Annotated in this window: 23 protein-coding genes; 13 read left to right on the top strand and 10 right to left on the bottom strand. The window is 71.7% G+C overall.

Translation table 11 applies throughout. The features are described from left to right. The first annotated feature begins 18 nt into the window (after positions 1 to 18). Positions 19 to 342: a hypothetical protein gene (locus AB0I94_RS30340; protein ID WP_363312884.1), complete on the top strand. Its 324-nt coding sequence runs from the start codon at positions 19 to 21 to the stop codon at positions 340 to 342. A gap of 121 nt (positions 343 to 463) precedes the next feature. Next, positions 464 to 1,864, top strand: a complete 1,401-nt coding sequence (locus AB0I94_RS30335) for a trehalose-6-phosphate synthase (RefSeq protein ID WP_363312883.1) — start codon at positions 464 to 466, stop codon at positions 1,862 to 1,864. A 48-nt stretch (positions 1,865 to 1,912) separates the two neighbouring features. Here AB0I94_RS30335 and otsB read toward each other — a convergent pair whose 3' ends face one another. The 3 genes from otsB to AB0I94_RS30320 are packed head-to-tail and all read right to left on the bottom strand — an operon-like array spanning position 1,913 to position 4,293. Then, positions 1,913 to 2,764: a trehalose-phosphatase gene (gene otsB / locus AB0I94_RS30330; protein ID WP_363312882.1), complete on the bottom strand. Its 852-nt coding sequence runs from the start codon at positions 2,762 to 2,764 to the stop codon at positions 1,913 to 1,915. A gap of 16 nt (positions 2,765 to 2,780) precedes the next feature. Continuing rightward, positions 2,781 to 3,065 carry a DUF3263 domain-containing protein gene (locus tag AB0I94_RS30325; protein WP_363312881.1) on the bottom strand — a complete coding sequence of 95 codons (285 nt, stop codon included), beginning with the start codon at positions 3,063 to 3,065 and terminating at the stop codon, positions 2,781 to 2,783. 10 nt (positions 3,066 to 3,075) lie between these two features. Next, positions 3,076 to 4,293 (bottom strand): extracellular solute-binding protein, encoded by a 1,218-nt coding sequence (locus tag AB0I94_RS30320; RefSeq protein WP_363312926.1) that lies wholly within the window; start codon positions 4,291 to 4,293, stop codon positions 3,076 to 3,078. Between the two features lie 180 nt (positions 4,294 to 4,473). On the opposite strand from AB0I94_RS30320, the gene AB0I94_RS30315 reads away from it, so the two are divergent. The 5 genes from AB0I94_RS30315 to AB0I94_RS30295 all read left to right on the top strand — a co-directional run bounded on the left by AB0I94_RS30315 (position 4,474) and on the right by AB0I94_RS30295 (position 10,312). Beyond that, positions 4,474 to 5,367: a sugar isomerase gene (locus tag AB0I94_RS30315; protein ID WP_363312880.1), complete on the top strand. Its 894-nt coding sequence runs from the start codon at positions 4,474 to 4,476 to the stop codon at positions 5,365 to 5,367. A gap of 813 nt (positions 5,368 to 6,180) precedes the next feature. Beyond that, the gene (locus AB0I94_RS30310) at positions 6,181 to 7,155 is read left to right on the top strand and encodes an ROK family protein (protein WP_363312879.1); all 975 of its coding nucleotides are present in this window, start codon (positions 6,181 to 6,183) and stop codon (positions 7,153 to 7,155) included. Beyond that, positions 7,155 to 8,321 (top strand): N-acetylglucosamine-6-phosphate deacetylase, encoded by a 1,167-nt coding sequence (nagA, locus tag AB0I94_RS30305; protein ID WP_363312878.1) that lies wholly within the window; start codon positions 7,155 to 7,157, stop codon positions 8,319 to 8,321. Before AB0I94_RS30310 ends, nagA begins: the two co-directional genes overlap by 1 nt. A 142-nt stretch (positions 8,322 to 8,463) precedes the next feature. Further along, positions 8,464 to 9,396: a 1-phosphofructokinase family hexose kinase gene (locus AB0I94_RS30300; RefSeq protein ID WP_363312877.1), complete on the top strand. Its 933-nt coding sequence runs from the start codon at positions 8,464 to 8,466 to the stop codon at positions 9,394 to 9,396. Between the two features lie 67 nt (positions 9,397 to 9,463). Then, positions 9,464 to 10,312: a class II fructose-bisphosphate aldolase gene (locus AB0I94_RS30295; RefSeq protein ID WP_363312876.1), complete on the top strand. Its 849-nt coding sequence runs from the start codon at positions 9,464 to 9,466 to the stop codon at positions 10,310 to 10,312. A gap of 21 nt (positions 10,313 to 10,333) precedes the next feature. On the opposite strand, the gene AB0I94_RS30290 is transcribed toward AB0I94_RS30295, so the two are convergent. Beyond that, entirely contained in the window at positions 10,334 to 11,323 is a 990-nt protein-coding gene (locus AB0I94_RS30290) for a carbohydrate-binding protein (RefSeq protein WP_363312875.1), read from the bottom strand. Positions 11,324 to 11,398: 75 nt separating this feature from the next. Continuing rightward, on the bottom strand, positions 11,399 to 13,072 hold the full coding sequence (gene cdgB / locus AB0I94_RS30285) for a diguanylate cyclase CdgB (RefSeq protein ID WP_363312874.1): 1,674 nt from the start codon (positions 13,070 to 13,072) through the stop codon (positions 11,399 to 11,401). A gap of 420 nt (positions 13,073 to 13,492) precedes the next feature. Here cdgB and AB0I94_RS30280 point away from each other — a divergent pair, with 420 nt between their 5' ends. After that, a complete protein-coding gene (locus AB0I94_RS30280) occupies positions 13,493 to 14,017 on the top strand; it encodes a flavin reductase family protein (RefSeq protein WP_363312925.1) in 525 nt (174 codons plus the stop codon). Positions 14,018 to 14,083: 66 nt separating this feature from the next. On the opposite strand, the gene arfB is transcribed toward AB0I94_RS30280, so the two are convergent. Next, a complete protein-coding gene (arfB, locus tag AB0I94_RS30275; protein ID WP_363312873.1) occupies positions 14,084 to 14,512 on the bottom strand; it encodes an alternative ribosome rescue aminoacyl-tRNA hydrolase ArfB in 429 nt (142 codons plus the stop codon). A gap of 206 nt (positions 14,513 to 14,718) precedes the next feature. Between arfB and AB0I94_RS30270 the strand changes: the two genes are divergently transcribed. Together AB0I94_RS30270 and AB0I94_RS30265 are read left to right on the top strand one after the other, a co-directional pair. Further along, the gene (locus AB0I94_RS30270) at positions 14,719 to 15,294 is read left to right on the top strand and encodes a TerD family protein (RefSeq protein ID WP_160505777.1); all 576 of its coding nucleotides are present in this window, start codon (positions 14,719 to 14,721) and stop codon (positions 15,292 to 15,294) included. Between the two features lie 86 nt (positions 15,295 to 15,380). Continuing rightward, the gene (locus AB0I94_RS30265) at positions 15,381 to 15,896 is read left to right on the top strand and encodes a GNAT family N-acetyltransferase (RefSeq protein WP_363312872.1); all 516 of its coding nucleotides are present in this window, start codon (positions 15,381 to 15,383) and stop codon (positions 15,894 to 15,896) included. Positions 15,897 to 15,900: 4 nt separating this feature from the next. Here the strand turns inward: AB0I94_RS30265 and AB0I94_RS30260 are convergent, their stop codons facing one another. The 4 genes from AB0I94_RS30260 to AB0I94_RS30245 form a co-directional block, all read right to left on the bottom strand. Further along, positions 15,901 to 17,328 (bottom strand): M1 family metallopeptidase, encoded by a 1,428-nt coding sequence (locus AB0I94_RS30260; protein WP_363312871.1) that lies wholly within the window; start codon positions 17,326 to 17,328, stop codon positions 15,901 to 15,903. A 62-nt stretch (positions 17,329 to 17,390) separates the two neighbouring features. Further along, the gene (locus tag AB0I94_RS30255) at positions 17,391 to 18,566 is read right to left on the bottom strand and encodes a hypothetical protein (RefSeq protein ID WP_363312870.1); all 1,176 of its coding nucleotides are present in this window, start codon (positions 18,564 to 18,566) and stop codon (positions 17,391 to 17,393) included. Beyond that, entirely contained in the window at positions 18,563 to 19,165 is a 603-nt protein-coding gene (locus AB0I94_RS30250; RefSeq protein WP_363312869.1) for an ankyrin repeat domain-containing protein, read from the bottom strand. The genes AB0I94_RS30255 and AB0I94_RS30250 overlap by 4 nt, the downstream gene beginning before the upstream one ends. A 116-nt stretch (positions 19,166 to 19,281) precedes the next feature. After that, the gene (locus AB0I94_RS30245) at positions 19,282 to 19,839 is read right to left on the bottom strand and encodes a heme-binding protein (protein ID WP_363312868.1); all 558 of its coding nucleotides are present in this window, start codon (positions 19,837 to 19,839) and stop codon (positions 19,282 to 19,284) included. A 458-nt stretch (positions 19,840 to 20,297) separates the two neighbouring features. Between AB0I94_RS30245 and AB0I94_RS30240 the strand changes: the two genes are divergently transcribed. Genes AB0I94_RS30240 through AB0I94_RS30230 form a run of 3 tightly spaced genes read left to right on the top strand, consistent with a single transcriptional unit; the run spans position 20,298 to position 22,635 of the window. Beyond that, positions 20,298 to 21,440 (top strand): sensor histidine kinase, encoded by a 1,143-nt coding sequence (locus AB0I94_RS30240; RefSeq protein WP_363312924.1) that lies wholly within the window; start codon positions 20,298 to 20,300, stop codon positions 21,438 to 21,440. Beyond that, a complete protein-coding gene (locus AB0I94_RS30235) occupies positions 21,437 to 22,093 on the top strand; it encodes a response regulator transcription factor (protein ID WP_363312867.1) in 657 nt (218 codons plus the stop codon). The genes AB0I94_RS30240 and AB0I94_RS30235 overlap by 4 nt, the downstream gene beginning before the upstream one ends. 44 nt (positions 22,094 to 22,137) lie before the next feature. Beyond that, positions 22,138 to 22,635 carry a hypothetical protein gene (locus AB0I94_RS30230; RefSeq protein ID WP_363312866.1) on the top strand — a complete coding sequence of 166 codons (498 nt, stop codon included), beginning with the start codon at positions 22,138 to 22,140 and terminating at the stop codon, positions 22,633 to 22,635. Positions 22,636 to 23,032 lie beyond the last annotated feature (397 nt).

The following is a 23,032-nucleotide window of genomic DNA, read 5'->3' as shown; positions in this document are numbered from 1 at the left end:
ATGTGGGTCAGAGAGGTAATGCGAAGCGCGCGACGCGTCGGTGCCGTGGCCATGGTGACGGCCGCCCTCGCGGCAGGAGCCCTCGGTGCGTCCGCGGCGCCCGCCGCCGCGAATGCCGACACCAGGCCGGGGATCAGCCACACCGGCGACACCGCCCAGTGGGCGCAGGAACGCCCCGCCCCGCGGCAACAGCGGGGCGAAGCCGTGGACCGGCAGGGCAGTGAGGGGGAACTGGCCGAGGCGGGCAGCGAGTCGGACACGATGCTGTACGCGGGCCTGGCGATCTCCCTGTGCGTACTGGGCGCGCTGGCGGTGGCGGCCGTGAGGAGCAGGCGCGACTAGGGCCCCGGCCGTCACCAGGGCCCTGGCCGTCGAGGCTGAACGGACGCCGAATGTGTACGGCCGGCCACGCCGGAGTCCGGCCGTACGTTTGAGTCCTCGCGCCAGGGGCTAGGTTCGCCACATGGTCTCCGAGCACGCCGCCGCCCAGATTCTCGTCGCGTCCAACCGCGGCCCCGTCACATACGCCCTGGAGGAGAACGGGGAGCTGTCGGCCAAGCGGGGCGGAGGCGGTCTCGTCTCCGGGCTCAGCGCGATCGGCGACTCCGACGGGGACACCGCCCTGTGGGTCTGCGCCGCGCTGGGCGACGGCGACCGGGAGGCCGTGCGGCGCGGGGTGGGCGAACCGGGCGTGCGGATGCTCGACATCGACCCGCGGGTGCACGCCGACGCGTACAACGGGATCGCGAACTCGGTGCTGTGGTTCGTCCACCACATGCTCTACCAGACGCCGCTCGAACCGGCCTTCGGCCCGGAGTTCCGGGCGCAGTGGGCGTCGTACGAGGCCTACAACCGGGCCTTCGCCGAGGCGCTGGCGCAGAGTGCGGGCGCGGACGCCGCGGTCCTCGTCCAGGACTACCACCTGGCGCTGGTGCCGGGGATGTTGCGTGAGCTCCGCCCCGACCTGCGCATCGGCCACTTCTCGCACACGCCGTGGGCGCCGGTGGACTACTTCCGGATGCTGCCGGACGACGTCGCGGAGCAGTTGCTGCGCGGCATCCTGGGCGCCGACCGGGCGGCCTTCCTGACGGGCCGCTGGGCGGACGCGTTCACGGAGTGCTGCGTCCGCGTCCTCGGCGGTACGTCCGGTACGCGGATCGGGGTGCACGGGCTCGGGGCGGACGCCGATTTCCTGCGGGAGCGGTCGCGGCGGGCGGACGTGGAGGAGCGGCTCGTCGCGCTGCGGGAGCAGATCGGGGGCTCCGGCGACCGGAAGGTGATCGTCCGGGTGGACCGGACGGAGCTGTCGAAGAACATCGTGCGGGGACTGCTGGCTTACCGGGAGCTGCTGGAGTCCCACCCCGAGTGGCGGGAGCGGGTCGTGCATGTCGCGTTCGCGTACCCCTCACGGCAGGACCTGGCGGTGTACCGCGACTACACGGCCGAGGTGCAGCGTCTCGCCGACGAGATCAACTCCGCGTACGGCGTGGAGGGGTGGACCCCGGTCGTGCTGCACGTGAAGGACGACTTCGCGCGGTCGCTCGCGGCGTACCGCTTGGCGGACGTGGCTCTGGTGAACCCCATCCGGGACGGCATGAACCTCGTCGCGAAGGAGGTGCCGGTCGTCTCGGACGAGGGGTGCGTTCTCGTCCTGTCGCGGGAGGCCGGGGCGTACGAGGAGTTGGGCGAGGACGCGGTCGTCGTGAACCCGTACGACGTGATGGGCACAGCCACCGCCTTGCACACGGCGCTGACGATGCCGCAGGAGGAGCGGGCGGAGCGCACGAAACGCCTCGCCGCGGCTGCGACGGCGCTCCCCCCGTCCCAGTGGTTCCTGGACCAGCTGCGGGCGCTGAGGGCCTAGACCCGAAACTCCGTCCGCCTCACCCTCACCTCGCGCTCGCCCTCGGACTCACCCCAGCTGAGCGGCGAGCGCGCCGAGCAGCTCCACCACGCCCCCCGGCCCGTCCACCACCAGATCGGCCCGTTCGGCCAGGTCCGCGACCTCCGCGCTGCCGCTGCACACCAGCAGGCCGCGCACCTGGTCCGAGCGGAGCTTCTCCACGGCCGCGAACGCGGGCAGGTCGCCCAAGTCGTCGCCGGCGTACAGAACGGTCTCGGCGCCCACTTCGCGTACGTAGTCGGCGAGCGCCACGCCCTTGTCCATCCCCGGGGGCCGCAACTCCAGGACCAGGCGGCCCGGCTCGACGATCAGGCCGTGGCGGGACGCCAGCTCGGCGAGCGGCTCGCGCAGAGCTTCGAAGGCGGCCTGCGGGTCGCGTGCGCGGCGGGTGTGGACGGCGACCGCGCGGCCTTTCTCCTCTATCCACGTGCCGCGCCAGGCCCCGATCGTGTCCAGGAAGCCGGGCAGTTCGGCGCGCACGGACGCCACACCGGGGTGCGGCTCGGCCGCGTGCACGGTGGAGGAGACGGCATCCCAGCGCTCGGCGCCGTAATGCCCGAGCACGACCAGGTGCTCAAGGCCGGGGACGCCCGCGAGGCCGCCGTACCGCACCGCCACGCCCGCCGGGCGCCCGGTCACGACCGCGACGGAGCGCACCTTCGGCGCGAGCGCGGCGAGCGCGGCGACGGCGCCGGGGTGGGCGCGGGCCTGCTCGGGGTCGGGCACGATCGGGGCGAGCGTGCCGTCGAAGTCGAGCGCGATCACTGCTTTCCCGGGGCGCGCGAGGAGCGCGGCGAGACCCTCGCGCCCCGCGGGGGTCACGGGCTCGGGCAGCTCGGGAGAGTACTCAAGGTCACCCATGGACCCGACCCTACGCTCAACGCTCCTTGCGCCGTGACTCCCTGACCCGCCGAAGCCGGTTGACGGTGACCGGATCGTGCGCGAGGGCGCGGGGGTCGTCGAGCAGGGCGTTCAGGAGCTGGTAGTAGCGGACCGGCACCAGGCCGAGCTGCTCGCGCACGGCCCGCTCCTTGGCGCCGGGACCGGTCACCCAGTCGCGGCGCTCCAGGGCGAGGATCGCGCGGTCGCGCTCGGAGAGGCCGGTGTCGGGGAACGGGTCGTCCGTGGCGTCGTCCGGGGCGTCGTCCGTGGCATCGGTCATGCCCGTCACGCTATTCCGAGTTCTCCTCGGTGGCCGCCTTGGACTGGATCTGGCTGAGGATCGACGCCGGATTGCCGTTCGGGTCGACCGTCTTGCCGATGTACTTCTTGACCTGGACGGAGACCTGCGCCCAGGACGTCTTGCCCACGGGGTACAGCTGCGAGGTGGGCAGCTCGTCGAGGAACTCGGCGAGCGCCTTGTCGTTCTTGTTGCCCGTCATCTCCTCGGCGGCGGAGTTGGTGACCGGCAGCAGGTCGTACTCGCGCGAGAAGTCCAGGACGTTCTTCGTGCTGTAGGTGAAGTCGAGGAACTTGCCGACCTCCTCGCGGTTGCCGCGCTCCTTGAAGGCCATCATCCAGTCGGCGACGCCCATCGTGGCCTGCGTGTGGCCGTTGACCCCGGGCATCGGCACCATGCCGTACTTCACGCCCTTCTTCGCGGCCATCTGCATCAGCGTGGGGTGGCCGTTGAGCATGCCGACGTCGCCGCGCGTGAAGGCGGCGAAGGCCTCGGCGCGGTCGAGCTTGGCGGGCGGCGTGGGGCCGGTCAGGCCCTTGCCGACGAGCTCGTCCTTCAGCCAGGTGAAGGTCCTCACGTTCTGCGCGGAGTCGATGTCGTACGTGCCGACGTTGTCGGTGTAGCCGCCGCCACCGCTGAGCAGCCACTGCATCGTCTCGGCCTGCGCCTCTTCCTTGCCCAGCGGCAGGGCGTAGGGGATCTTCACGCCGCGCGCCTTGAGCGTCTTGGCGGCGGCGGCCAGCTCGGTCCAGCTCTGCGGCGGGGTGAGACCGGCGTCCTTGAAGATCTTCTCGTTGTAGAAGAGCAGGCGCGTGGAGGAGGCGAACGGCATGCCGTACTGGACGCGCTTGACCTCGCCCGCCTCGGAGAGGGGGGCCATGAAGTCGGCCTGGGTGGAGATGGAGACCAGGTCCTCCGTGCGGTACAGCTTGTCCGCCGCGGCGTAGTCGGCGTACGCGCCGATCTGGGCCATGTCGGGGGCGTCGCCCGCCTTGACCATTTCCTTCACCTTGCGGTCCACGTCGGTCCAGGAGTAGACGCTGACGTCGACCTTGATGCCGGGGTTCTGGGCCTCGAACTTCTCGGCGAGCCTGTCCCAGTACTTCTGGGAGCTGTTGTCCTTGGAGTCGCCGTAGTCGGCGGCCACCAGCTTGAGGGTGACGTCGCCGGAGTCGCCCGGACCGCCGCAGCCGGCGAGTACCGCCGCCATGCCCAGTACGGCTATCGCCGCGGTCAGTCCTGTCGCGCGCCGCTGCACAGCTGTTCCCACCCTCGATGATCTACGTGAACTGCGATTTTCCCTCGCGTATGGACACGAGGTCTACACCACCTCAGTATCGCTTGTGCAACGGCGTACCAATGACGTCCCACCGGCAAGGAGCCTTGACGCATGTCGCGTACCGCAGCAGAGATCGCAACTCAGCCCGCCTGCTGGCACCGGGCGGCCGAGGCCGCCCTCACCTTCGACGGACTGCCGAAGCCGGGCGAGCGGGTGGCCGTCACCGGGTGCGGGACGTCGTGGTTCATGGCCATCGCGTACGCGGCGCTGCGCGAGGCCGCCGGGCAGGGCGAGACGGACGCGTTCGCTTCGTCGGAGTTCCCCGCCGGGCGGACGTACGACCGGGTGGTCGCGATCACCCGGTCGGGCACGACGACGGAGGTCCTCGAACTCCTCGGCGAGCTGAAGGGCGTGATCCCGACCACGGCGCTCACCGCCGACCCGAAGACTCCGGTGATGGACGCGGCGGACTCGGTGGCGGTCCTTGACTGGGCGGACGAGGAGTCGGTCGTGCAGACCCGCTTCGCCACGACCGCGCTCGCCTTCCTGCGGGCCGGGCTCGGTGACGTCCCCGGCGTGAAGTCGGTCGCCGAGGCGGCGGTCGACGCGGAGCTCGCGGTGACGGAGCCGTTGCCTGCGGCGGTTGTGGCGGCTGAGCAGTGGACGTTCCTCGGGCGGGGCTGGACGTACGGCCTGGCTCTTGAGGCGGCGCTGAAGATGCGGGAGGCGGCGGGCGCGTGGACGGAGTCGTACCCGGCGATGGAGTACCGCCACGGGCCCATCTCCATCACGGGGCCCGGCAGGGTGGCGTGGATGTTCGGGGTGCTGCCGGAGGGGCTCGCGGGTGATGTGGCCCGGGTGGGCGGCGAGTTGGTGGCCCGGGAGGAGGCGGACCCCTTGGCCGACCTGATCCGGGCCCAGCGCCTCGCCGTGGCCCTGGCGGAGTCCCGAGGCTTCGACCCGGACCACCCTCGCAACCTGACGCGAAGCGTCATCTTGAGCTAGGCCGGCGCTTTCCCCGGCGGCCGGGGCAGCTTCTGGATCACCGTGGCCGGTGGGGAGGGTCTACCGCCGGGCCGGTGGGGGGCTGGTCCTGAACCGCCGGGGCCGGTGGGGGGCTGGGTCTACCTCCGGGGTCGGTGGGGGGCTGGTGCTGAACCGCCGGGCCCGGTGGGACGGTGGCTCTACCGCCGGTGCCGGTGGGAGGGGGCTGGTCCTGAACCGCCGCTTCGCGGCGGATGTCTCCCGCCCACCCACCCGATTACCCCGCGGCGGCCCCGGACCGAACAGACGTCCCCACCGAGCCGATTGCCCCGCGGCGTACCCCTCCGAACAGACAGCCCAACCCAGCCGATTGCCCCGCGGCGGCCCCCTCCGAACAGACAGCCCAACCCAGCCGATTGCCCCGCGGCGGCCCCCGCCCGAACAGACGCCCCCACCCACACGATCGCCCGCCGGGTAACGGGTGGGCGGGAGGGGAAGATCCGCCGCGAAGCGGCGGGCCTGTGACGTTCCACCCGAGCGCAAGACACAACCAAGAGCGAGGCCGCACCCCTGGCAGCAGCGCGGCACAAAGGACACCCCCCCCCACCCGATCGTCCGCCGAGTAACGGGTGGGCGGGAGGGGAGAATCCGCCGCGAAGCGGTGGGCCTGTGACGTCCCGCCCGAAGGGGGCGTAAGGCACAGCCGAGAGTCAGGGCGCACCCCCCGCGGCAGCGCGGCACAACGGACACCCCACCGCGTAAGGGGATCTTTACCCGGGGGCAACACCCGAAGTGGACTAGACCTCTCGCGGCCGACGCGCGAGACTGTCCCCCGTGAGACATGTCATCGCCCTCGATGTGGGCGGCACCGGAATGAAGGCCGCCCTGGTCGGGGCGGACGGCGCGCTGCTCCACGAGGCGCGCCGGGCCACCGGCCGCGAGCGCGGCCCCGACGCCGTCGTCGAGTCCATCCTCGACTTCGCCGCCGACCTGCGCGCCCACGGGATCGAGGAGTTCGGGGAGCCCGCCGCCGCGGCAGGCGTCGCGATCCCCGGGATCGTCGACACCGAGCGCGGCATCGCGGTCTACGCCTCGAACCTCGGCTGGCGCGACGTACCCATGCGGGAGCTGCTCAGCCGCAGGCTGGAAGGCGTACCCGTGGCCCTCGGCCACGACGTCCGCACCGGCGGCCTCGCCGAGGGACGGATCGGCGCCGGAAAGGGAGCCGACCGGTTCCTGTTCGTGCCGCTCGGCACGGGCATCGCCGGTGCCATCGGCATCGGCGGCGGCATCGAGCCCGGCGCCCACGGCTCCGCGGGCGAGATAGGGCACATCATCGTGCGCCCCGGCGGCCCGCTCTGCGGCTGCGGCCAGCGTGGCTGTCTGGAGCGGCTCGCCTCCGCGTCCGCGGTCAGCGAGGCGTGGGCGGCGGCGAGCGGCGACCCGGAGGCGGACGCCGCCGACTGCGCGAAGGCCGTGGAGTCGGGCGACCCGCGGGCGCTCGACGTCTGGCAGAACGCCGTCGACGCGCTCGCCGACGGCCTCATCACGGCCCTCACCCTCCTGGACCCGCACACCCTGATCATCGGTGGCGGTCTGGCCGAGGCCGGGGAAACCTTGTTCACACCCCTGCGGGCGGCCGTCGCGGCGCGCGTCGTCCAGTTCCAGACGCTGCCCGACATCGTCCCCGCGGCCCTCGGCGACACCGCCGGATGCCTGGGGGCGGGCCTGCTCGCATGGGACCTCGTCAGCCCGAAGCCCGACCCCGGGCCCGACCCCACGCCCGATCCCACGGAGGAAACCGCCTGATGGCCACTAGCAAAATCCTCGCCGGTGCTCAGGTGGTCCTGCCCACCGGGACCGTTCCCCACGGCCGTGTGATCGTCGACGGCACGCGTATCGCGGGGAGCATTCCCGCGGGCGCCGAGACGGGCGCCGAGACGGTCGACCTCACGGGCCACTGGGTGGTCCCCGGCTTCGTGGACATCCACAACCACGGCGGCGGCGGCGCCTCCTTCACCTCCGGCACGGTCGACGACGTACTCAAGGGCGTCCACACGCACCGGCTGCACGGCACGACCACGCTCGTCGCCTCCACCGTCACCGGCGAGATGGACTTCCTCGCCCAGCGGGCGGGCCTGCTCAGCGAGCTGGCCGAGCAGGGCGACATCGCGGGCATCCACTTCGAGGGGCCGTTCATCTCGCCGTGCCGCAAGGGCGCGCACAGTGAGGCGCTCCTGCGTGACCCGGACCCGGCCGAGGTCCGCAAGCTGATCGACGCGGCACGCGGCCGGGCGAAGATGCTGACCCTGGCCACCGAGCTGCCGGGCGGCCTCGACTCCGTACGCCTCCTCGCCGAACACGGCGTGATCGCGGCCATCGGGCACACGGACGCGACGTACGAGCAGACGGTGCGGGCCATCGACGCGGGTGCCACCGTCGCGACGCACCTCTACAACGCGATGCCGGGCATCGGTCACCGCGCGCCGGGCCCGATCGCCGCGCTCCTGGAGGACGAGCGGATCACGGTCGAGCTGATCAACGACGGGACGCACCTGCACCCCGCCGCGTTCGAGCTGGCCTTCCACCACGCGGGCGCCGCCCGCACCGCGCTCATCACGGACGCGATGGACGCGGCGGGCTTCGGCGACGGCCGGTACATGCTCGGCCCGCTGGAGGTCGAGGTGAAGGACAGCGTCGCGCGGCTCGTCGAGGGCGGTTCGATCGCGGGCTCGACCCTCACCCTGGACCGGGCGTTCAAGCGCTCGGTGACCGTCGACGGGCTGCCGGTCGAGGACGTCGTGCGCGCCATCTCCGCCAATCCGGCCAAGCTCCTCGGCATGTACGACGAGATCGGTTCGCTGGAGCCCGGCAAGGACGCCGACCTGGTGGTCCTGGACGAGCGGTTCGACCTGAAGGGCGTCATGCGCAAGGGCGAGTGGGTGGTTGCGCCCAATCAGCCCCAACTCGGGTGATTTCGCCATACGTTGAAGAGACAACGAAGAGGAGGCGGTTGGCCCTGACCCCTGGGCCAACCGCCTTCTCTTTGGCATGATCAGCCCCGGAAAGAGACGGGCGGCAAGCGCGTTCTCCAGCGAACTCGGGGGTGAGTGACAAGTGATCCTCACGGTGACGCTGAACGCCGCCCTGGACATCACCTACCGCGTCCCCGCCCTCGTCCCGCACACCTCGCACCGCGTCACCGAGGTCATCGAACGACCGGGCGGCAAGGGCCTGAACGTCGCCCGCGTCCTCGGAGCCCTCGGCCACGACGTGACGGTGACCGGCTTCGCGGGCGGCGACACGGGCCGCGTCCTGCACGAGCGCCTCACGCGCGAGCCCCGCATCACGGACGCCCTCGTTCCGCTGGACGGCGCCACCCGCCGCACGCTGGCCGTCGTCGACACCGCGACCGGCGACACCACGCAGCTGAACGAACCCGGCCCGGCGGTGTCGCCCGCCGAATGGACCGCGTTCCAGGAGTCGTACGAGGAGTTGCTGCGCCGGGGCGTCGCGGCGGTCGCGCTCTGCGGAAGCCTGCCACCGGGGGTCCCGGTCGGCGCGTACGCGACGCTCGTACGGGCCGCACGCGCCGCGAAGATCCCCGTTCTCCTCGACACCAGCGGGGAGGCGCTGCGCCGTGGCGTCGCCGCCCGCCCTGACATCGTCAAGCCGAACGCCGACGAACTGGCCGAGCTGACCGGCTCCCACGAGCCCGCCCAGGCGACCCGTGACGCCCGCCGCAGGGGCGCGCACGCCGTGGTGGCGTCCCTGGGCGCGGAGGGCCTGCGCGCCGTCACTCCCGAGGGCTCCTGGCAGGCCGCCCCACCCACCCGCGTACGCGGCAACCCGACCGGCGCCGGTGACTCGGCGGTGGCGGGTCTGCTCTCCGGCTTGGTGGAGGAACTGCCGTGGCCCCAGCGCCTCGCGCGCGCCGTGGCCCTGTCGGCGGCGACCGTGGCGGCCCCCGTGGCGGGCGAGTTCGTGCCCTCGACGTACGAAGACCTGCTCGCGCGGGTCGTGGTGACCGGGGAGGCCACCGCGGCGTGAGAACACGCGTCACCGCGTGGGCGACGCACAACGGGCCGTGCCGGCCCAGGAATTGGGGACATTCATCGTGCCACTCGTAACCACCGGCGACCTGGTCTCCGACGCGCGTGCCGCGGGCCGCGGGGTCGCCGCGTTCAACGTGATCACGCTGGAGCACGCGGAGGCGATCGCCGCGGGCGCCGAGCAGGCGGGCACCCCCGCGATCCTCCAGATCTCCGAGAACGCCGTGAAGTTCCACGGCGGCAGCCTGTCCGCCATCGCGGCAGCGGCAGCGGCGGTGGCCCGCACCTCGTCGGCCCCGCTCTCCTTGCACCTGGACCACGTCACGGACCCGGAGCTCCTGCGGGCCGCGCACCCCGAGGGCTTCAGCTCGGTGATGTTCGACGCGTCGAAGATGCCGTACGGCGAGAACGTCAAGGCGACGGCGGAGGCGGTGCGCTGGGGCCACGAGCGGGGCATCTGGATCGAGGCGGAGCTGGGAAAGGTGGGCGGCAAGGAGGGCGAGGCCCCACTGGACGCGCACGCGCCGGGGGTACGGACCGACCCCGCGGAGGCGGCGTCCTACGTGTCGGACACAGGGGTGGACGCCCTCGCGGTGGCGGTCGGCTCCTCCCACGCGATGACGTCCCGCACGGCGACCCTGGACCACGAGTTGATCGGTTCCCTCGCGGCGGCCGTGCCCGTGCCTCTCGTGCTGCACGGCTCAAGTGGCGTACCGGACCACGAGATTCGCCAGGCCATCGCATCCGGCATGGTGAAGATCAATGTCGGCACGGCCCTCAACACGGCGTTCACACGTGAGGTGCGCGCGTACCTCGGCGCCCACGAAAAGGGCGTCGACCCCCGGAAATACCTCGCCCCGGCTCGCGAGGCGATGGCCGGGACGGTGGCGGGGTTCCTGGGGCTGCTGAAGTAGCCCCAGGAGCAGGAGCGGTGGCTAGCCCTTGTCGCCCTCCACGAGCCACATCTGGTCGATGTTGGCCCCGGTCGTCCCGCACAGGTCGCTCTGGGCGCAGGAGAGCGTGACCGCGTTGGTGCCCTTGGTGAGCTGGACCACCGCCCAGGTGTTGGTCCAGCCCTTCTCCCAGTCCCCTTCATCCGCTTTCGAGAAGTTCCCCATGTTCAGGGGACGGGTCTGCTTCTTGCCGTTGACGAGGATGGTGGCGTTGGAGTCCTTGCCGGGGACGCCGTAGTTCACGCGCAGGCTGTACGAGCCGGCCTTGGGGATGCCGTTGACGGTCCACGTCACCTGGGCGCCGACCTTGTCGAACCCGGTTACGTAGACACCGCCCTCGGACTCCGCGCCCTCGATGTCGGAGGCCGTGGTCGTGCCGCCCTCCAGCTTCAGCGCCTTCGCGTCGGTCTTCGGGAGTTCCGCCGGGTCCGCGGGCTCCTTCGTCGGCTTCTCGCTGGGCTTGACCGATTCGGCCTGCGTCGCCTGGCCGCCCGCCTTTTTCTCGCCGCCCTCGTCGTCGCCGTCGCCGCCACCGCCGAACGTCATCGCGGCGGCGATCCCGATGGCGACGACCGCCACGACCGCGATCGCGGCGATCAGGAGGCCCTTGGTGTTGGGGCCGCTGCCGCGACCGCCCGAGCCGCGGGACGCCGGGGTGTACTGCGGCGTCGTGGGGGCTTTGCCGGGCTGCGTCTCCGGGGCGGCGTAGTGCGTGTTCGGCTGGCCGTAGGCCTGCTGCTGCGGCACCTGGCCGTACGTGGTCGCGGCCTGCGGGCCGTACGAATTGGGTCGGCGGTCGCCGACCGCGCGCACCTGGTTGTACGAGGACCGGGTACCCGGGTATCCGTAACCGCCCCCTCCGCTGGGCGGGGTGGCGCCGGCTGCCTGTCCGTCTTCGTACAGATAGCCGAACACATCCTCGTCGCCCTCTGGCGCGTTCGGCGTGTGCTCGCCGTTATTGCCGGGCGTCATTCCCAGGTCACTCCCTTACATCGCTGACCGGGGGAGCCTACCCGCTCCCGGTGGTCCCAAGGGGTGGCGTAGACCTCATCCGGCCCGCCTGTGCTGCTTGGCACGGGACCGTTTCTCCACGTACATCCGCTGGTCAGCGGAGTGCAACACCTCGTCTGCCGACATACCGCAGTGCGCCCACCCGATGCCGAAACTGGCACCGACCCGCACCGCCCGGCCGTCCACCCGGATCGGCGGGATGATCGCGTTCCGCAGCCGCACCGCGAGGTCCTGCGCGTCGGCGCGGCCAAGACCGTCGGCGAGGACGACGAATTCGTCGCCCCCGAGCCGCGCGACCGTGTCCCCGTCGCGAACGCCGCTGGTCAAACGCCTGGCCACCTCGATGAGAACCGCGTCACCCGTGTGGTGCCCGAAGCGGTCGTTGATCGACTTGAAGCCGTCGAGGTCGCAGAAGAGCACGGCGAGGCCCTTGGTGCCGTCGTCCGTGTCCCCGTGCCCCTCGGGGGGCGCGACGGTGTGCACGTGGTGGTCGAAGCCGTCGCCGCTCTGCTGAAGGGCGTGCGCGTTGTTCGAGCCGTAGTCGAAGCTGTGCCGGCCTTCCGCGTCGTACACACCGTCGTACGCCGCGTCCAGCGAGTCCACCGCGCTCGGCTGGCCCGCGTGCGGGCGTCGGCAGAGGCGGGCACTGAGGCGGGAACGCAGCTCGGCGGAGTTGGGCAGGCCGGTGAGGGAGTCGTGGGACGCGCGGTGCGCGAGCTGGAGCTCGCGGCGCTTGCGCTCCTCTATGTCCTCGACGTGGGTCAGCAGGAAGCGCGGCCCGTCGGCGGCGTCGGCGACCACGGAGTTGCGCAGGGAGACCCACACGTAGGTCCCGTCGCGCCGTGCCAGGCGCAGCTCGGCCCTGCCGCCCTCGGCGGAGGTCCGCAGGAGCGTGCCGATGTCCTCGGGGTGGACCAGGTCGGAGAAGGAGTAGCGGCGCATCGCGGAGGCGGGGCGGCCGAGCAGGCGGCACAGCGCGTCGTTCGTGCGCAGGATGCGGCCGTGCTGGTCACCGCCCATCTCGGCGATGGCCATGCCGGACGGCGCGTACTCGAAGGCCTGGCGGAAGGACTCCTCGCTGGCTCGCAGCGCCTGCTGCTCACGCTCCAGGCGGACCAGGGCGCGCTGCATGTTGGCGCGAAGCCGGGCGTTGCTGATCGCGATGGCGGCCTGGAAGGCGTACATCTGGAGAGCTTCGCGGCCCCAGGCGCCGGGCCTGCGGCCGTTGCGGGGCCGGTCCACGGAGATCACGCCGAGCAGTTCGCCGCCGGCGGCGCCCGTCGCGTACATCGGGGCGAAGAGGCGGTCGGCCGGGTGCCACTCGTCCTCGAAGCGGGGGTCGGGTCCGTCGGTGTACCACTGCGGGACGTCGTCCTCGTCGAGGACCCAGCCCTCGGTGTACGAGATGAACCTCAGGGCGCCCCAGGCCTCACCCATGGCCAGCCGCTTCTCCCAGGCCTCGCGGGAGCCGACGCGGCCGGTGATGAGGGCCTCGGCGGCGGTGTTGCCCGCGAAGGCGGCGACCACGAGGTCGCCGTCAGGGCGTACGAGATTGACGCACGCCAGTTCGTAGCCAAGGCCGTTGACCACGCCGTCGGCGACGGTCTGCAGCGTGTCTGCCAGGCTCCGGGCCGTGTTGAGATCCGCCACCACCTGATGCAGCTGCCGCAGGGTCGCAAGACGGACGTACGGCTCCGACTCGGTCTCCATTGCTCGCTCTCCCCGAGACCTCGACAGCAACTCCAGGATTCGCAGCGCCCTTAGTGTTTCCTCAGTACCTGAGTTCTCTCAGTGTCTGATTGCCACCGTCACTGAATCACAGCGAGCAGCTCACTCGGTACACAGGGTCAACAAAATATGGGTCCTGTGACTCAAGTCACAGATGGGAAGCCTTCGTTGGTCCAGTCCACTTGCCCGATACACGGTTCCTCACGCCTTGCCGGCGCCTCGGCTGCGCGCCTCGGCCATCGGTCCTAGGCCCGGTCTCGGCCCACCGCCCGATGTGGCGGCAGGGGCGGCCGGGCTAGCGTCGATCCCGTGGTTCCCGTACTGAAGACATCTTTGGAGAGCGCTTCCGCCGCTCCCTCCGCCCCGCCCTCCCCCCGCGCCCCGTCCGCCGACGGGCATCCTGTGGGGGTGAGCAACGAAGAGTTCCGCGCCGCCATGTCCCGGCTGGCCGCGGGTGTGGTCCTGGTGACCGCCCGAGAGCCGTCACTGGACGCGGACGACCCCCAGGCACCGGTCGGCGAGGACGTCGGCATGACCGCGACGGCTTTCCTTTCCGTGTCCCTCGACCCGCCGCTCGTGCTGGTCAGCCTGCGTGAGGGCTCCCGGATGGACGACCTGCTGGCCGAGCAGCCGCTGTGGGGTGTCTCGGTGCTCTCCGAGAGCCAGCGCCACATCGCCGGCCGGTTCGCCATGAAGGGCAGGATCAGCGACCGGCTGCTCTTCGAGGACATCCCTTACACCCGGGGAGAGACGTCAGGGGCACCGTTGGTCGGGGGCGCGCTCTCGACGCTGGAGTGCCGGACCGAACAGACGGTGACTGCGGGTGATCACACCCTCGTCATCGGGCGCGTACTTTCGGCTGCCCTGCCGAGCGCCGACGGGGGCCCGCTGACGTACTTCAAGGGGAAGTACCGACAGCTCGGCTGATGGTTTTCGGTTGAACGGTCTTTGCTGGTGCGTCTTTGCCCTCCGGGGCGCCGACCGGGCGGGGGATCAGCCCCAGCCCTCCCCCGAACGGCCGCGCTTGGTCTGACCGCGCTGCTTCTTCTCGCGAAGTCGCCGTTCGTTGATCCCCCGGGGAATCTTCGTGGCGCGGCGGGGCCTCGGCGGCGGGGCGGTGGCCTCCGCGAGCAGCGAGGCGAGGCGGGTGGCCGCCATCTCGCGGTTGCGCCACTGGGAACGGTGCTCGGAGGCCCGCACGCTGACGACGCCGCCGACGAGCCGGGCGGCGAGCCGCTCCAGGGCGCGCTCCTTCCACACCGGAGGCAGCGCCTGCGTGTTGGCCAGGTCGAATCTCAGCTCCACCTGCGAATCGCTGGTGTTGACGTGCTGACCGCCCGGCCCGGACGACCTGGAGAAGCGCCACATGAGCTCGGCCTCGGGCAGGGAGACGGAGCCGCGGATGACATAGGGACCGGACATGGGTCCTATCGTCCCGCGTCTGTCCGGTCCACGTCACCCGCATTTACGGCGAGCCGCGCTTGCGTCGGGAGTGACGCAAGAGACGAGTAAAGAAAGTAAAAGGACCAGGAACCTCTGGGACCCCGGTCGACGTTCATAGAGGTGACGGTAGCTTCGTCCCCAGTACGAAGCCCGTTCGTACGCAACGAGGGAAGGGACTCCCAACAATGGCAGTAAGCCTGTCCAAGGGTGGCAACGTCTCGCTCACCAAGGAGGCTCCGGGCCTGACCGCCGTCACCGTGGGCCTCGGCTGGGACGTCCGCACCACCACTGGCACCGACTTCGACCTGGACGCCTCGGCCATCGCGGTGAACCCGCAGGGCAAGGTCTACTCGGACGGCCACTTCGTCTTCTTCAACAACAAGGCGACGCCGGACCAGACCATCGTGCACACCGGTGACAACGTCACGGGCGAGGGCGAGGGCGACGACGAGCAGATCAACGTCAACCTGGCCGGCCTCCCGGCCGACGTCGACAAGATCGTCTTCCCGGTCTCGATCTACGACGCGGAGAACCGCTCGCAGAACTTCGGCCAGGTGCGGAACGCCTTCATCCGCATCCTCAACCAGGCCGGCGGCACCGAGATCGCCCGCTATGACCTGAGCGAGGACGCCGCCACCGAGACCGCCATGGTCTTCGGCGAGCTGTACCGCAGCGGCGCGGAGTGGAAGTTCCGCGCGGTCGGCCAGGGCTACGCGTCCGGCCTCGTCGGCATCGCGCAGGACTTCGGCGTCAACGTCTGAGGTTCATAAGCGCGTTCACGAGGGCCCCCGGCGGAATCTCCGCCGGGGGCCCTCGTCGTCGCCGGGCCGCGACTAATCTGCGCCGCATGATCCTCGAACCGCTCATCCCCGCGCCGGACGGCGCGCTCCCCGGCGAGCTGCTCACCGAGCTCACCGCCCTGTACGCGTCGAACCACGTCTTCCACGCCCTCTCCGGGGACTTCCCCGACCCCCACGACATCCGCCCCGAGCAGGTCGCCGCGGCGCTCGCGGACGAACTGGCCGTGCCGGGTGCCGAGGTGCTCGTCGCGCGGTCCGAGGGGCGGGTCGTCGGGATCGGCATCACACTGGACCGCCATCCCGACCCCGCCGACACCGATCCGTGGATCGGCCTGCTCATGGTGGACGCCGGGCAGCAGCGCAAGGGGCACGGGCGGGAGTTCGTGGGGAAGATCGAGGAGCGGTTCCGGGGGGACGGGCGCGAAGGGGTGCGGCTCGCCGTCCTGGAGGGGAACGAAGCGGGGCTCGCCTTCTGGGGCTCGCTCGGTTACGAGGTCATCGACCACCGGCACGACCTGGAAGCGGGCCGCCCCTGCGCCGTACTCCGCAAGCCGCTGGCGTGACGCCTTACGGCCGCTCCGGCTTCCCGTCCCCGTACAGCCACGGCCCCCAGATCGTCCGGACCTTCTCGCGCGCCGCATCGCTGCCCGCGTGCTCCTCCACGTACCGCGTGAAGTCCTCGGTGTCCGCGTTGCCGTGGCGGTGGGCCTTCGCCCAGCCCTGCACGATGTCGTAGAAGGTGTCGTCGCCCACCGCCCGGCGGATCTTGTGGATGACCATGCCGCCCCGCTCGTACACCGGACTGTCCGAGATGGTCGCGGCGGACGGCGGCTTCGCGGGCGGGAAGGCCCAGACGGCGTCGTTGTCCTCCTTGGCCTCGAAGTAGTCGCCCGCGTAGATCTGGTCGAAGACCTCCTGCGCGCTTTCGCCCTCGTTGTCCTCCTGCCAGAGCCACTCGGCGTACGTCGCGAAACCCTCGTTGAGCCACATGTCCCGCCAGGACTTGGGCGTCACGGAGTTCCCGAACCACTGGTGGGCCAGCTCGTGGACGATGAGGTCGGTGCCGGGGGCGCCGGGGTAGGTGGGGCGGGTCTGCGTCTCCAGGGCGTAGCCCGCGTCCTCCTCGCGTCCGACGATCGCGCCGGTCGACGAGAAGGGGTAGGGGCCGAAGTTCAGCTCCTGCCACTCCATGATCTCGGGGATGCGGGCGAGCGCCTTCGCGCTCGCCCTGGCCTCCGAGGGTTCGACCGCCGTGAGCACCGGGATGCCGGACTTCGTCGTGGACTTCTTCACCTCGTACGGCCCGATCGCCACCGTCGCGAGATAGCTCGCCATCGGCTCGGCGCTGTGCCAGGCGAAGGTGGTGCGGCCGTTCTTGGTCGACTCGCGGGTCAACTCGCCGTTGGAGATGGCCTTGAGCCCCTTGGGGACGGTGACGCGTATGTCGTACGAGGCCTTGTCCGAGGGGTGGTTGTCGGACGGGAACCAGGCCATCGAGCCGGTGGGCTGGCCCAGCGCGATGGCCCCCTCCTCCGTCCGCAGCCACCCCTCCTCGGAACCGTCCGGGTCGGTGATGGTCTCCGGGTTGCCGGAGTAGCGGACGACCGTGCGGAACGTCTCGCCCTTGTCGAGGTCGTCCGCGGGCCGGATCGTCAGCTCCTGCCCGTCGCGGTGGAAGGAGGCGCCCTTCCCCTCGACGGTCACGCCCTTCACCTCCAGACCCTTGAGGTCCAGGTTGAAGGCGCTGAGGTCCTGGGTCGCGCGTGCCGTGATCTCGGCGGTGCCGGTGAGGTGCCGCGCGTCGGGGTCGTAGCCGATGGTCAGGTCGTAGTGCGCGGTGTCGTAGCCGCCGTTGCCCAGCCGCGGGAAGTACGGGTCACGCACGCCGTCGGCCCCGGGCGTGCCGTGCACTCCGGAGCCGCTGCAGGCGGTGAGGACAAGGGCGGTGAGGGCGGCGGCCGACGTGCCGCGCAGCGCCGTGGATCGTGGGTGCACGCCTGTGATCATATGCGGCATATGTTCGGTCCGGCATCGCGCGCGCCCGCCGTGGCGCCGCCCTAGAGAACTGCGATGCCCAACGGGCGTTCGCCCGCCGGGAGTCGGTGGGCGTCCCCGCTCCTCAGGTCGATGACGGTGATCCCGTTCCAGAATCCGTCGCGGGTGAAGCCGCCGGTGACGTAGGCGGTGCCGCCGTCCTCGGAGACCGCGACGTCCTCGTGCGGGCCCTCCAGCGGGAAGACCTTCTCCTCGCCGTCCTTCGCGCGCACGGTCAGCGAGGCCCCTTCGTCCGACGAGGGGTCGATGGGCCCCGTGCCGACCACGAACAGCGTGCCGTCCCGCGTCATGTGCGCGCCGTGCTGGTGGGTGTCGGCCGTCATCTTCTCGATGTCGGACTCGCCGGTGCGCGGGTCGAGCACGACGAGCTTCTCGCCCTCGAAGGGCAGCAGGAGCTTGCCGTCCGAGGGGCGTACGGCGGTGTAGTGCGGCTTCAGCCAGGAGCCGAGGCCGCCTTCCGTGCCGTAGGGGGCGACTTCGATGCGGCGGGGCTCGAGCGAGTCGGCGCGTACGACCGTCACGTCGAAGGAATCGTGATTGGTCGCGTAGACCTCGCGGCCGTCCTTCGACACGTCCACGTCGAAGGGGCGCCGGCCCACCGGAACGGTGTCCGTGACCTCGCGCTTCGCGGTGTCGATGACCTCCAGCGTCCCCTCGCCGCCCGGGACGTTGACGCCCACATAGGCGCGCTCGCCGTCCGGGGAGAGTGCGATGCCCATGCCGCCGCCGCGGTACTCGCCGGTCGTCGTGGGACCGCTGTCGGTTTCGTGGGGGATGGTCTCGTAGGGGATGCGATCGACGCGTCGGCGGGACTCCCCTTGCGCTTGGGAGCTCGGGAAGGTGTCCACGACGGCCACGGCGTCGGCGGTGGCGACCCAGGCGCGGCCGTCCTTCCCCACCACGAGGCCGTAGGGGGCCGTGCCGACCCGCACGGATTCGATGGGCCCGCGCTCGGGGTCGACGAACGTGACGGTGTCCGAGCCGAAGTCGGCCACCAGGAGGGTGCCTTCCGGGGTGCGCTGCTCGGCGGGGAGGGTGGCCGTGGCCTTCGCGCGGGTGGGCTCGGCGCCGGACGTCGCGGCGTCGCCCCCGCCGGTGCCGCAGCCCGCGAGGACCACGGCCGCCACCACGGCCGCCACGACGGCCGGCCCGCCGGTGGCGAAGGCCCGCGCCTTCACGCGGCACCCCGCAACAGCGCGGCGATCTCGGCGAAACCACGGCGCTCGGCGTGCGCGAGGGGGGTGACGCCGTCCCGGTCGGCGAGGCCGGGCGTCGCGCCCGCGGCGAGCAGCAGCTCCACGATCTCCTGGTGCGCGCGCCCGCCATCGCCGAGGATCACGGCCTCCAACAGGGCGGTCCAGCCCAGGTCGTTGACATGGTCGACGTCGATGTCGGTGACGCGCAGGACTTCCCGTACGTACGCGACGTGGCCGCGTTCCGCCGCCGGGATCACGGAGATCCCGCCGAACCGGTTGCGCAGCTTCAGGTCGGGGCCCGCGGGAAGCAGGACGTGCAGCATGGCGACGCTGCCGGTGACGCCGGTGGCCAGCCAGGGGCTGTCGGCGCGGTGGTCCTGGGCGTCGACGTCGGCGCCGGCGGCCACCAGGGCCCGTGCGGCCTCGACGCGGTCACCGATGACGGCGAGCAGCAGGGGGGTGCGCAGCTCGCTGTCGCGGGCCTCGACGCGGGCTCCCGCGTCGAGGGCGGCTCTCACTTCGTCGGCTTTCCCGGACCGTGCGGCGTCGAGCAGCCGCTGGTCCTGAGCGGTCCTCGTCATGTTCGTCCTCCTCCTCGTCGTCGTACGGACCGGGAACAGCCTCAGCATCATGAGATCCGGCGGCTCGGGCAGCTCGGTTGATCAGCGACTTCAGTACCTCAGGGGCTACAGGGGCTTCAGCGGCCGAGCGCCGCGACGCCCGCCTTCGCGAACTTCTCGTCCAGGTCGCCGCTCGGGGCGCCCGCGACACCGATGCCCGCGATGGGCGCGTCCTTGGCGGTCACCGGCGCACCGCCCGCGAGGAACAGGGTGCCGGGGATGTCCTTCAGGTTCGGGGCCTGCTCCAGGCGCTTGGTCAACTCGGAGGTGGGCGCGTTCCAGGAGACGGCGGTGTACGCCTTCTTCACCGCGGACTCGGGGGACTGCGGGCCCGCTCCGTCGCCGCGCAGCTCGACGATGGTGTTGCCGTTGCGGTCGACGACGGCGACGGAGACGCGCTGGTTCTCCTTCTTCGCGGCGTCGAGGGTGGCCTGGGCGGCCTTGGTCGCGGCGGCGACGTTCAGGTGCGTCGACTGCGTGAGGTTCTTGTCGGCCGCGTCGGCGGCGACGGCGGCCTTCGGGGCCGCGGCCGGGGACTCGGCACTGGCGGAGACGGCGCCGAAGGTGCCCGCGCCGAGAACGGCGGCGGTCGCGGCGATGGTCAGGACACGGGTGCGGCGGGAGAGCTTCTGCATGGGGTGCTCCTCAGGTGAAGGGGTTGGGGGAGGTTCTTGGGAGGTTCTTGGGAGGTCCTCGGGGAGGTCCTCGGGGAGGTTGTTTTCCCTGTCACCAATCGTCCGGCCGGTACCGGCCCGCACCCGTCGACGTACCGGCTGGGAGCGGCGCGCGACTCGGCCGACACAAGGGTCAACCGATCGGTTGACCCTCCGGTGGCCCCACCGGGTCACAATGAGGGTGTTTGCCCAGTTCAGCGACCGCGCGAGGGCGACACGAGACGGCCGCACGGCGAGGCACCCGTACGGCGAGACAGCAGCACGGCAGCACGGCAGCACGGCAGCACAACGCCACGACAGCACGGCGAGACGGACAAGAGAGGGAGGCGGCCCCAGTGGGACAGCGACAGCGCACGCCCCGCACACCGGGCCTCGACCCCCGCACGCCGGATCCAGACGGCCGCTGGCTCGGGGCCGTCATGCACACGGCGTTCTTCCTGCTCCTCGGCTCGTCGCTGACCCGCTTCCTGATGCGGCACCCCGGCGAACCGCGTACGCCGTGGATCATCGCGCTCTCGGTCTCCCTCGCCCTCCTCTACGTGCTCGGCCCCGTCATCGGCGCCCGCCCCACCGCGCCCCGCCGCCTCACCTGGCTGTTCCTCGTCGTGGCGGTCTGGGTCGTGCTCGTCCTCCTCGCGCCGAGCTTCGCCTGGTGCGCGGTGCCGCTCTTCTACACGGGGCTGCGGACGCTGCCGCCGCGCGCCGCGCTGTTCCTGGTGGCCGTCCTGACCGCCTTCGTCGTCGTCGCGCAGTTGCAGCTCGCGGGCCACTTCGACCCGAACCTGCTGCTCGCGCCACCGGCCTGGGCCGCGGTCGCCACCGCGGTCTTCCTGTACATGCAGCGCCAGGCGGCCCGCCAGCGCACCCTCATCGACGACCTCATCCGCACCCGCCGCGAGCTGGCCGCCACCGAGCGCCGTGAGGGCACCCTCGCCGAGCGCCAGCGCATCTCCATGGAGATCCACGACACCCTCGCCCAGGGCCTGTCCAGCCAGCAGATGCTGCTCCAGGCCGCCGACCGCGTCTGGGACACCGACCCGGCCAAGGCCCGCACCCATGTCCGTACCGCCGAGTCGATCACCGAACTCGGCCTCACCGAGGCCCGCCGCTTCGTGCACGACCTGGCGCCCGCCGATCTCGCCGACGGCGGCGGCCTCGACGAGGCGCTGCGGACGCTGGCCGCGCGCACCGCGCAGGACACCGGCCTCGCGGTCCGCTTCCACTCCGAGGGCACGCCCGGCCCGCTCCCCGACCGGACGCAGTCCGCGCTCCTGCGCATCGCGCAGGGCGCGCTCGCCAACGTGGCGGAGCACGCGGACGCGACCACGGCGGCGCTGACGCTCACACACCTGGACGATCAGGTGGTGCTCGACGTCGCGGACGACGGCCGCGGCTTCACGCCCACCGAACAGCCGCCCGCCTCCGACCGGCGGGGGCACGGGCTGCCGGCGATCCGCGCCCGCGCGCGGCAGCTCGGCGGCACACTGACGATCGAGTCGGCGCCGGGCGAGGGCACGGTCCTCTCGGTCGCGATCCCACTGACCCCGCAGGAGACCTCATGACGCCGCCTACTCCTCCTACGCCCCCGCCCCCGGTCCGCCTCCTGGTCTGCGACGACCACATCGTCGTACGCGCCGGACTGCTCGCCCTGCTGGGCAGCGCGCCGGACATCGAGGTGGTCGGCGAGGCGGGCACCGGCGAAGAGGCGATCGCGCTCGCCGCGAAGCTGATGCCGGACGTGGTCCTGATGGACCTGCAACTGGGCGAGGGAATGGACGGCGTCGAGGCGACACGCCGCATCACGGCGTCCGCCGCCCCCGCGCCCCACATCCTGGTCCTGACGACGTACGACACGGACGCCGACATCACCCGCGCCATCGAGGCGGGCGCGACGGGCTATCTCCTGAAGGCCGAACGCCCCGAGGAGCTCTTCGCCGCGATCCACGCCGCGGCGCAGGGCCGCACCACGCTCTCCCCGCCGGTCGCGTCCCGCGTGATGGCCCGCATGCGCAAGCCGCTGCCCACCCTCACCGACCGCGAGCTCGACATCCTGGCGCAGCTCTCCCAGGGCCTCGGGAACCGTGACATCGCCCGCGCGCTGTTCATCAGCGAGGCCACGGTGAAGACACACCTGGGCCGGATCTACGACAAGCTGGGCGTGGACACGAGGGCGGGAGCGGTGGCGGTGGCGAAGGAGCAGCGGCTGCTGCCCTGAGGAGCGGCGGGCCATGGCCCCCGGCCCATGACACCATCGACCACGTGCTCGACATCGGCTACGCCCTCTCCCACCGCTTTCCGGACCCCCCGCAGTTCGACTACCGCCGTGCGGACGTCCACGCGCTGCGGCACGACCTGTTCTGCGGGGACGTGTATCTCGCGGACACGAAGGCGGACCGGGAGCTGTCCACAGCCTGGGGGTGGGTGCCCGTCCTCGACTTCGCGTGGGCGCTGTGCGACATCGTCGAGCTCCTGGACCAGGACCCCCTGGGGAGCCGGGCCTCCCGCCCCCAGTACGCCGAACTCGACTTCACGGAGTCGGCGGACCGCATGCTGTTCACCCGCCGCTTCGGGTGGGTCGACATCGAGGCGGACTGGATGCGGACGGAGGAACCTCCTCTCACGTTCTCCCACTCCGAGCTCCGGCGCGAGGCACGGGACTTTCTCCAGGACCTCCTGGCGGACCTGACGGACCTCCACGAGCCCCTGTCCGAGAACCCGGCGATCTGGACCCTCCAGTCCCGCTTTCCCCGGGCGTAGGCGCCTGACGGGTGGGACGTGCACCCCGCACGCCCCCTCGCCGTACAGACCTTTCCCGCCCACCCGCCCGATTGCCCCGCAGCGGCCCTCGCACGAACAGACGAGGAACGGCCCCCTTAACGCACCCGCAGTCGGCACCGAAACCCAAGGGGACGTGCCGGTTTGTCCGCCCGGAGCACAGCTCGCAACACTCCGGCGCCGAAGCAACCAGGCGGCCACCGGACGATAGCGAGGACGGACACACCGGCGCGGCCCCGCCCCCGACGACGGGAGACTCCGCAGGCCCGCACGCACCCGCACCCGGCACCGAAACCCAAGGGGACGTGCCGGTTTGTCCGCCCGGAGCACAGCTCGCAACACTCCGGAGCCGAAGCAACCAGGCGGCCACCGGACGATA

This window comes from Streptomyces sp. NPDC050147 (assembly GCF_040660195.1).
GTDB lineage: Bacteria > Actinomycetota > Actinomycetes > Streptomycetales > Streptomycetaceae > Streptomyces.
The sequence above is the reverse complement of the archived record's forward strand: the minus strand, read 5'-3'. Positions and strand labels throughout refer to the sequence as shown.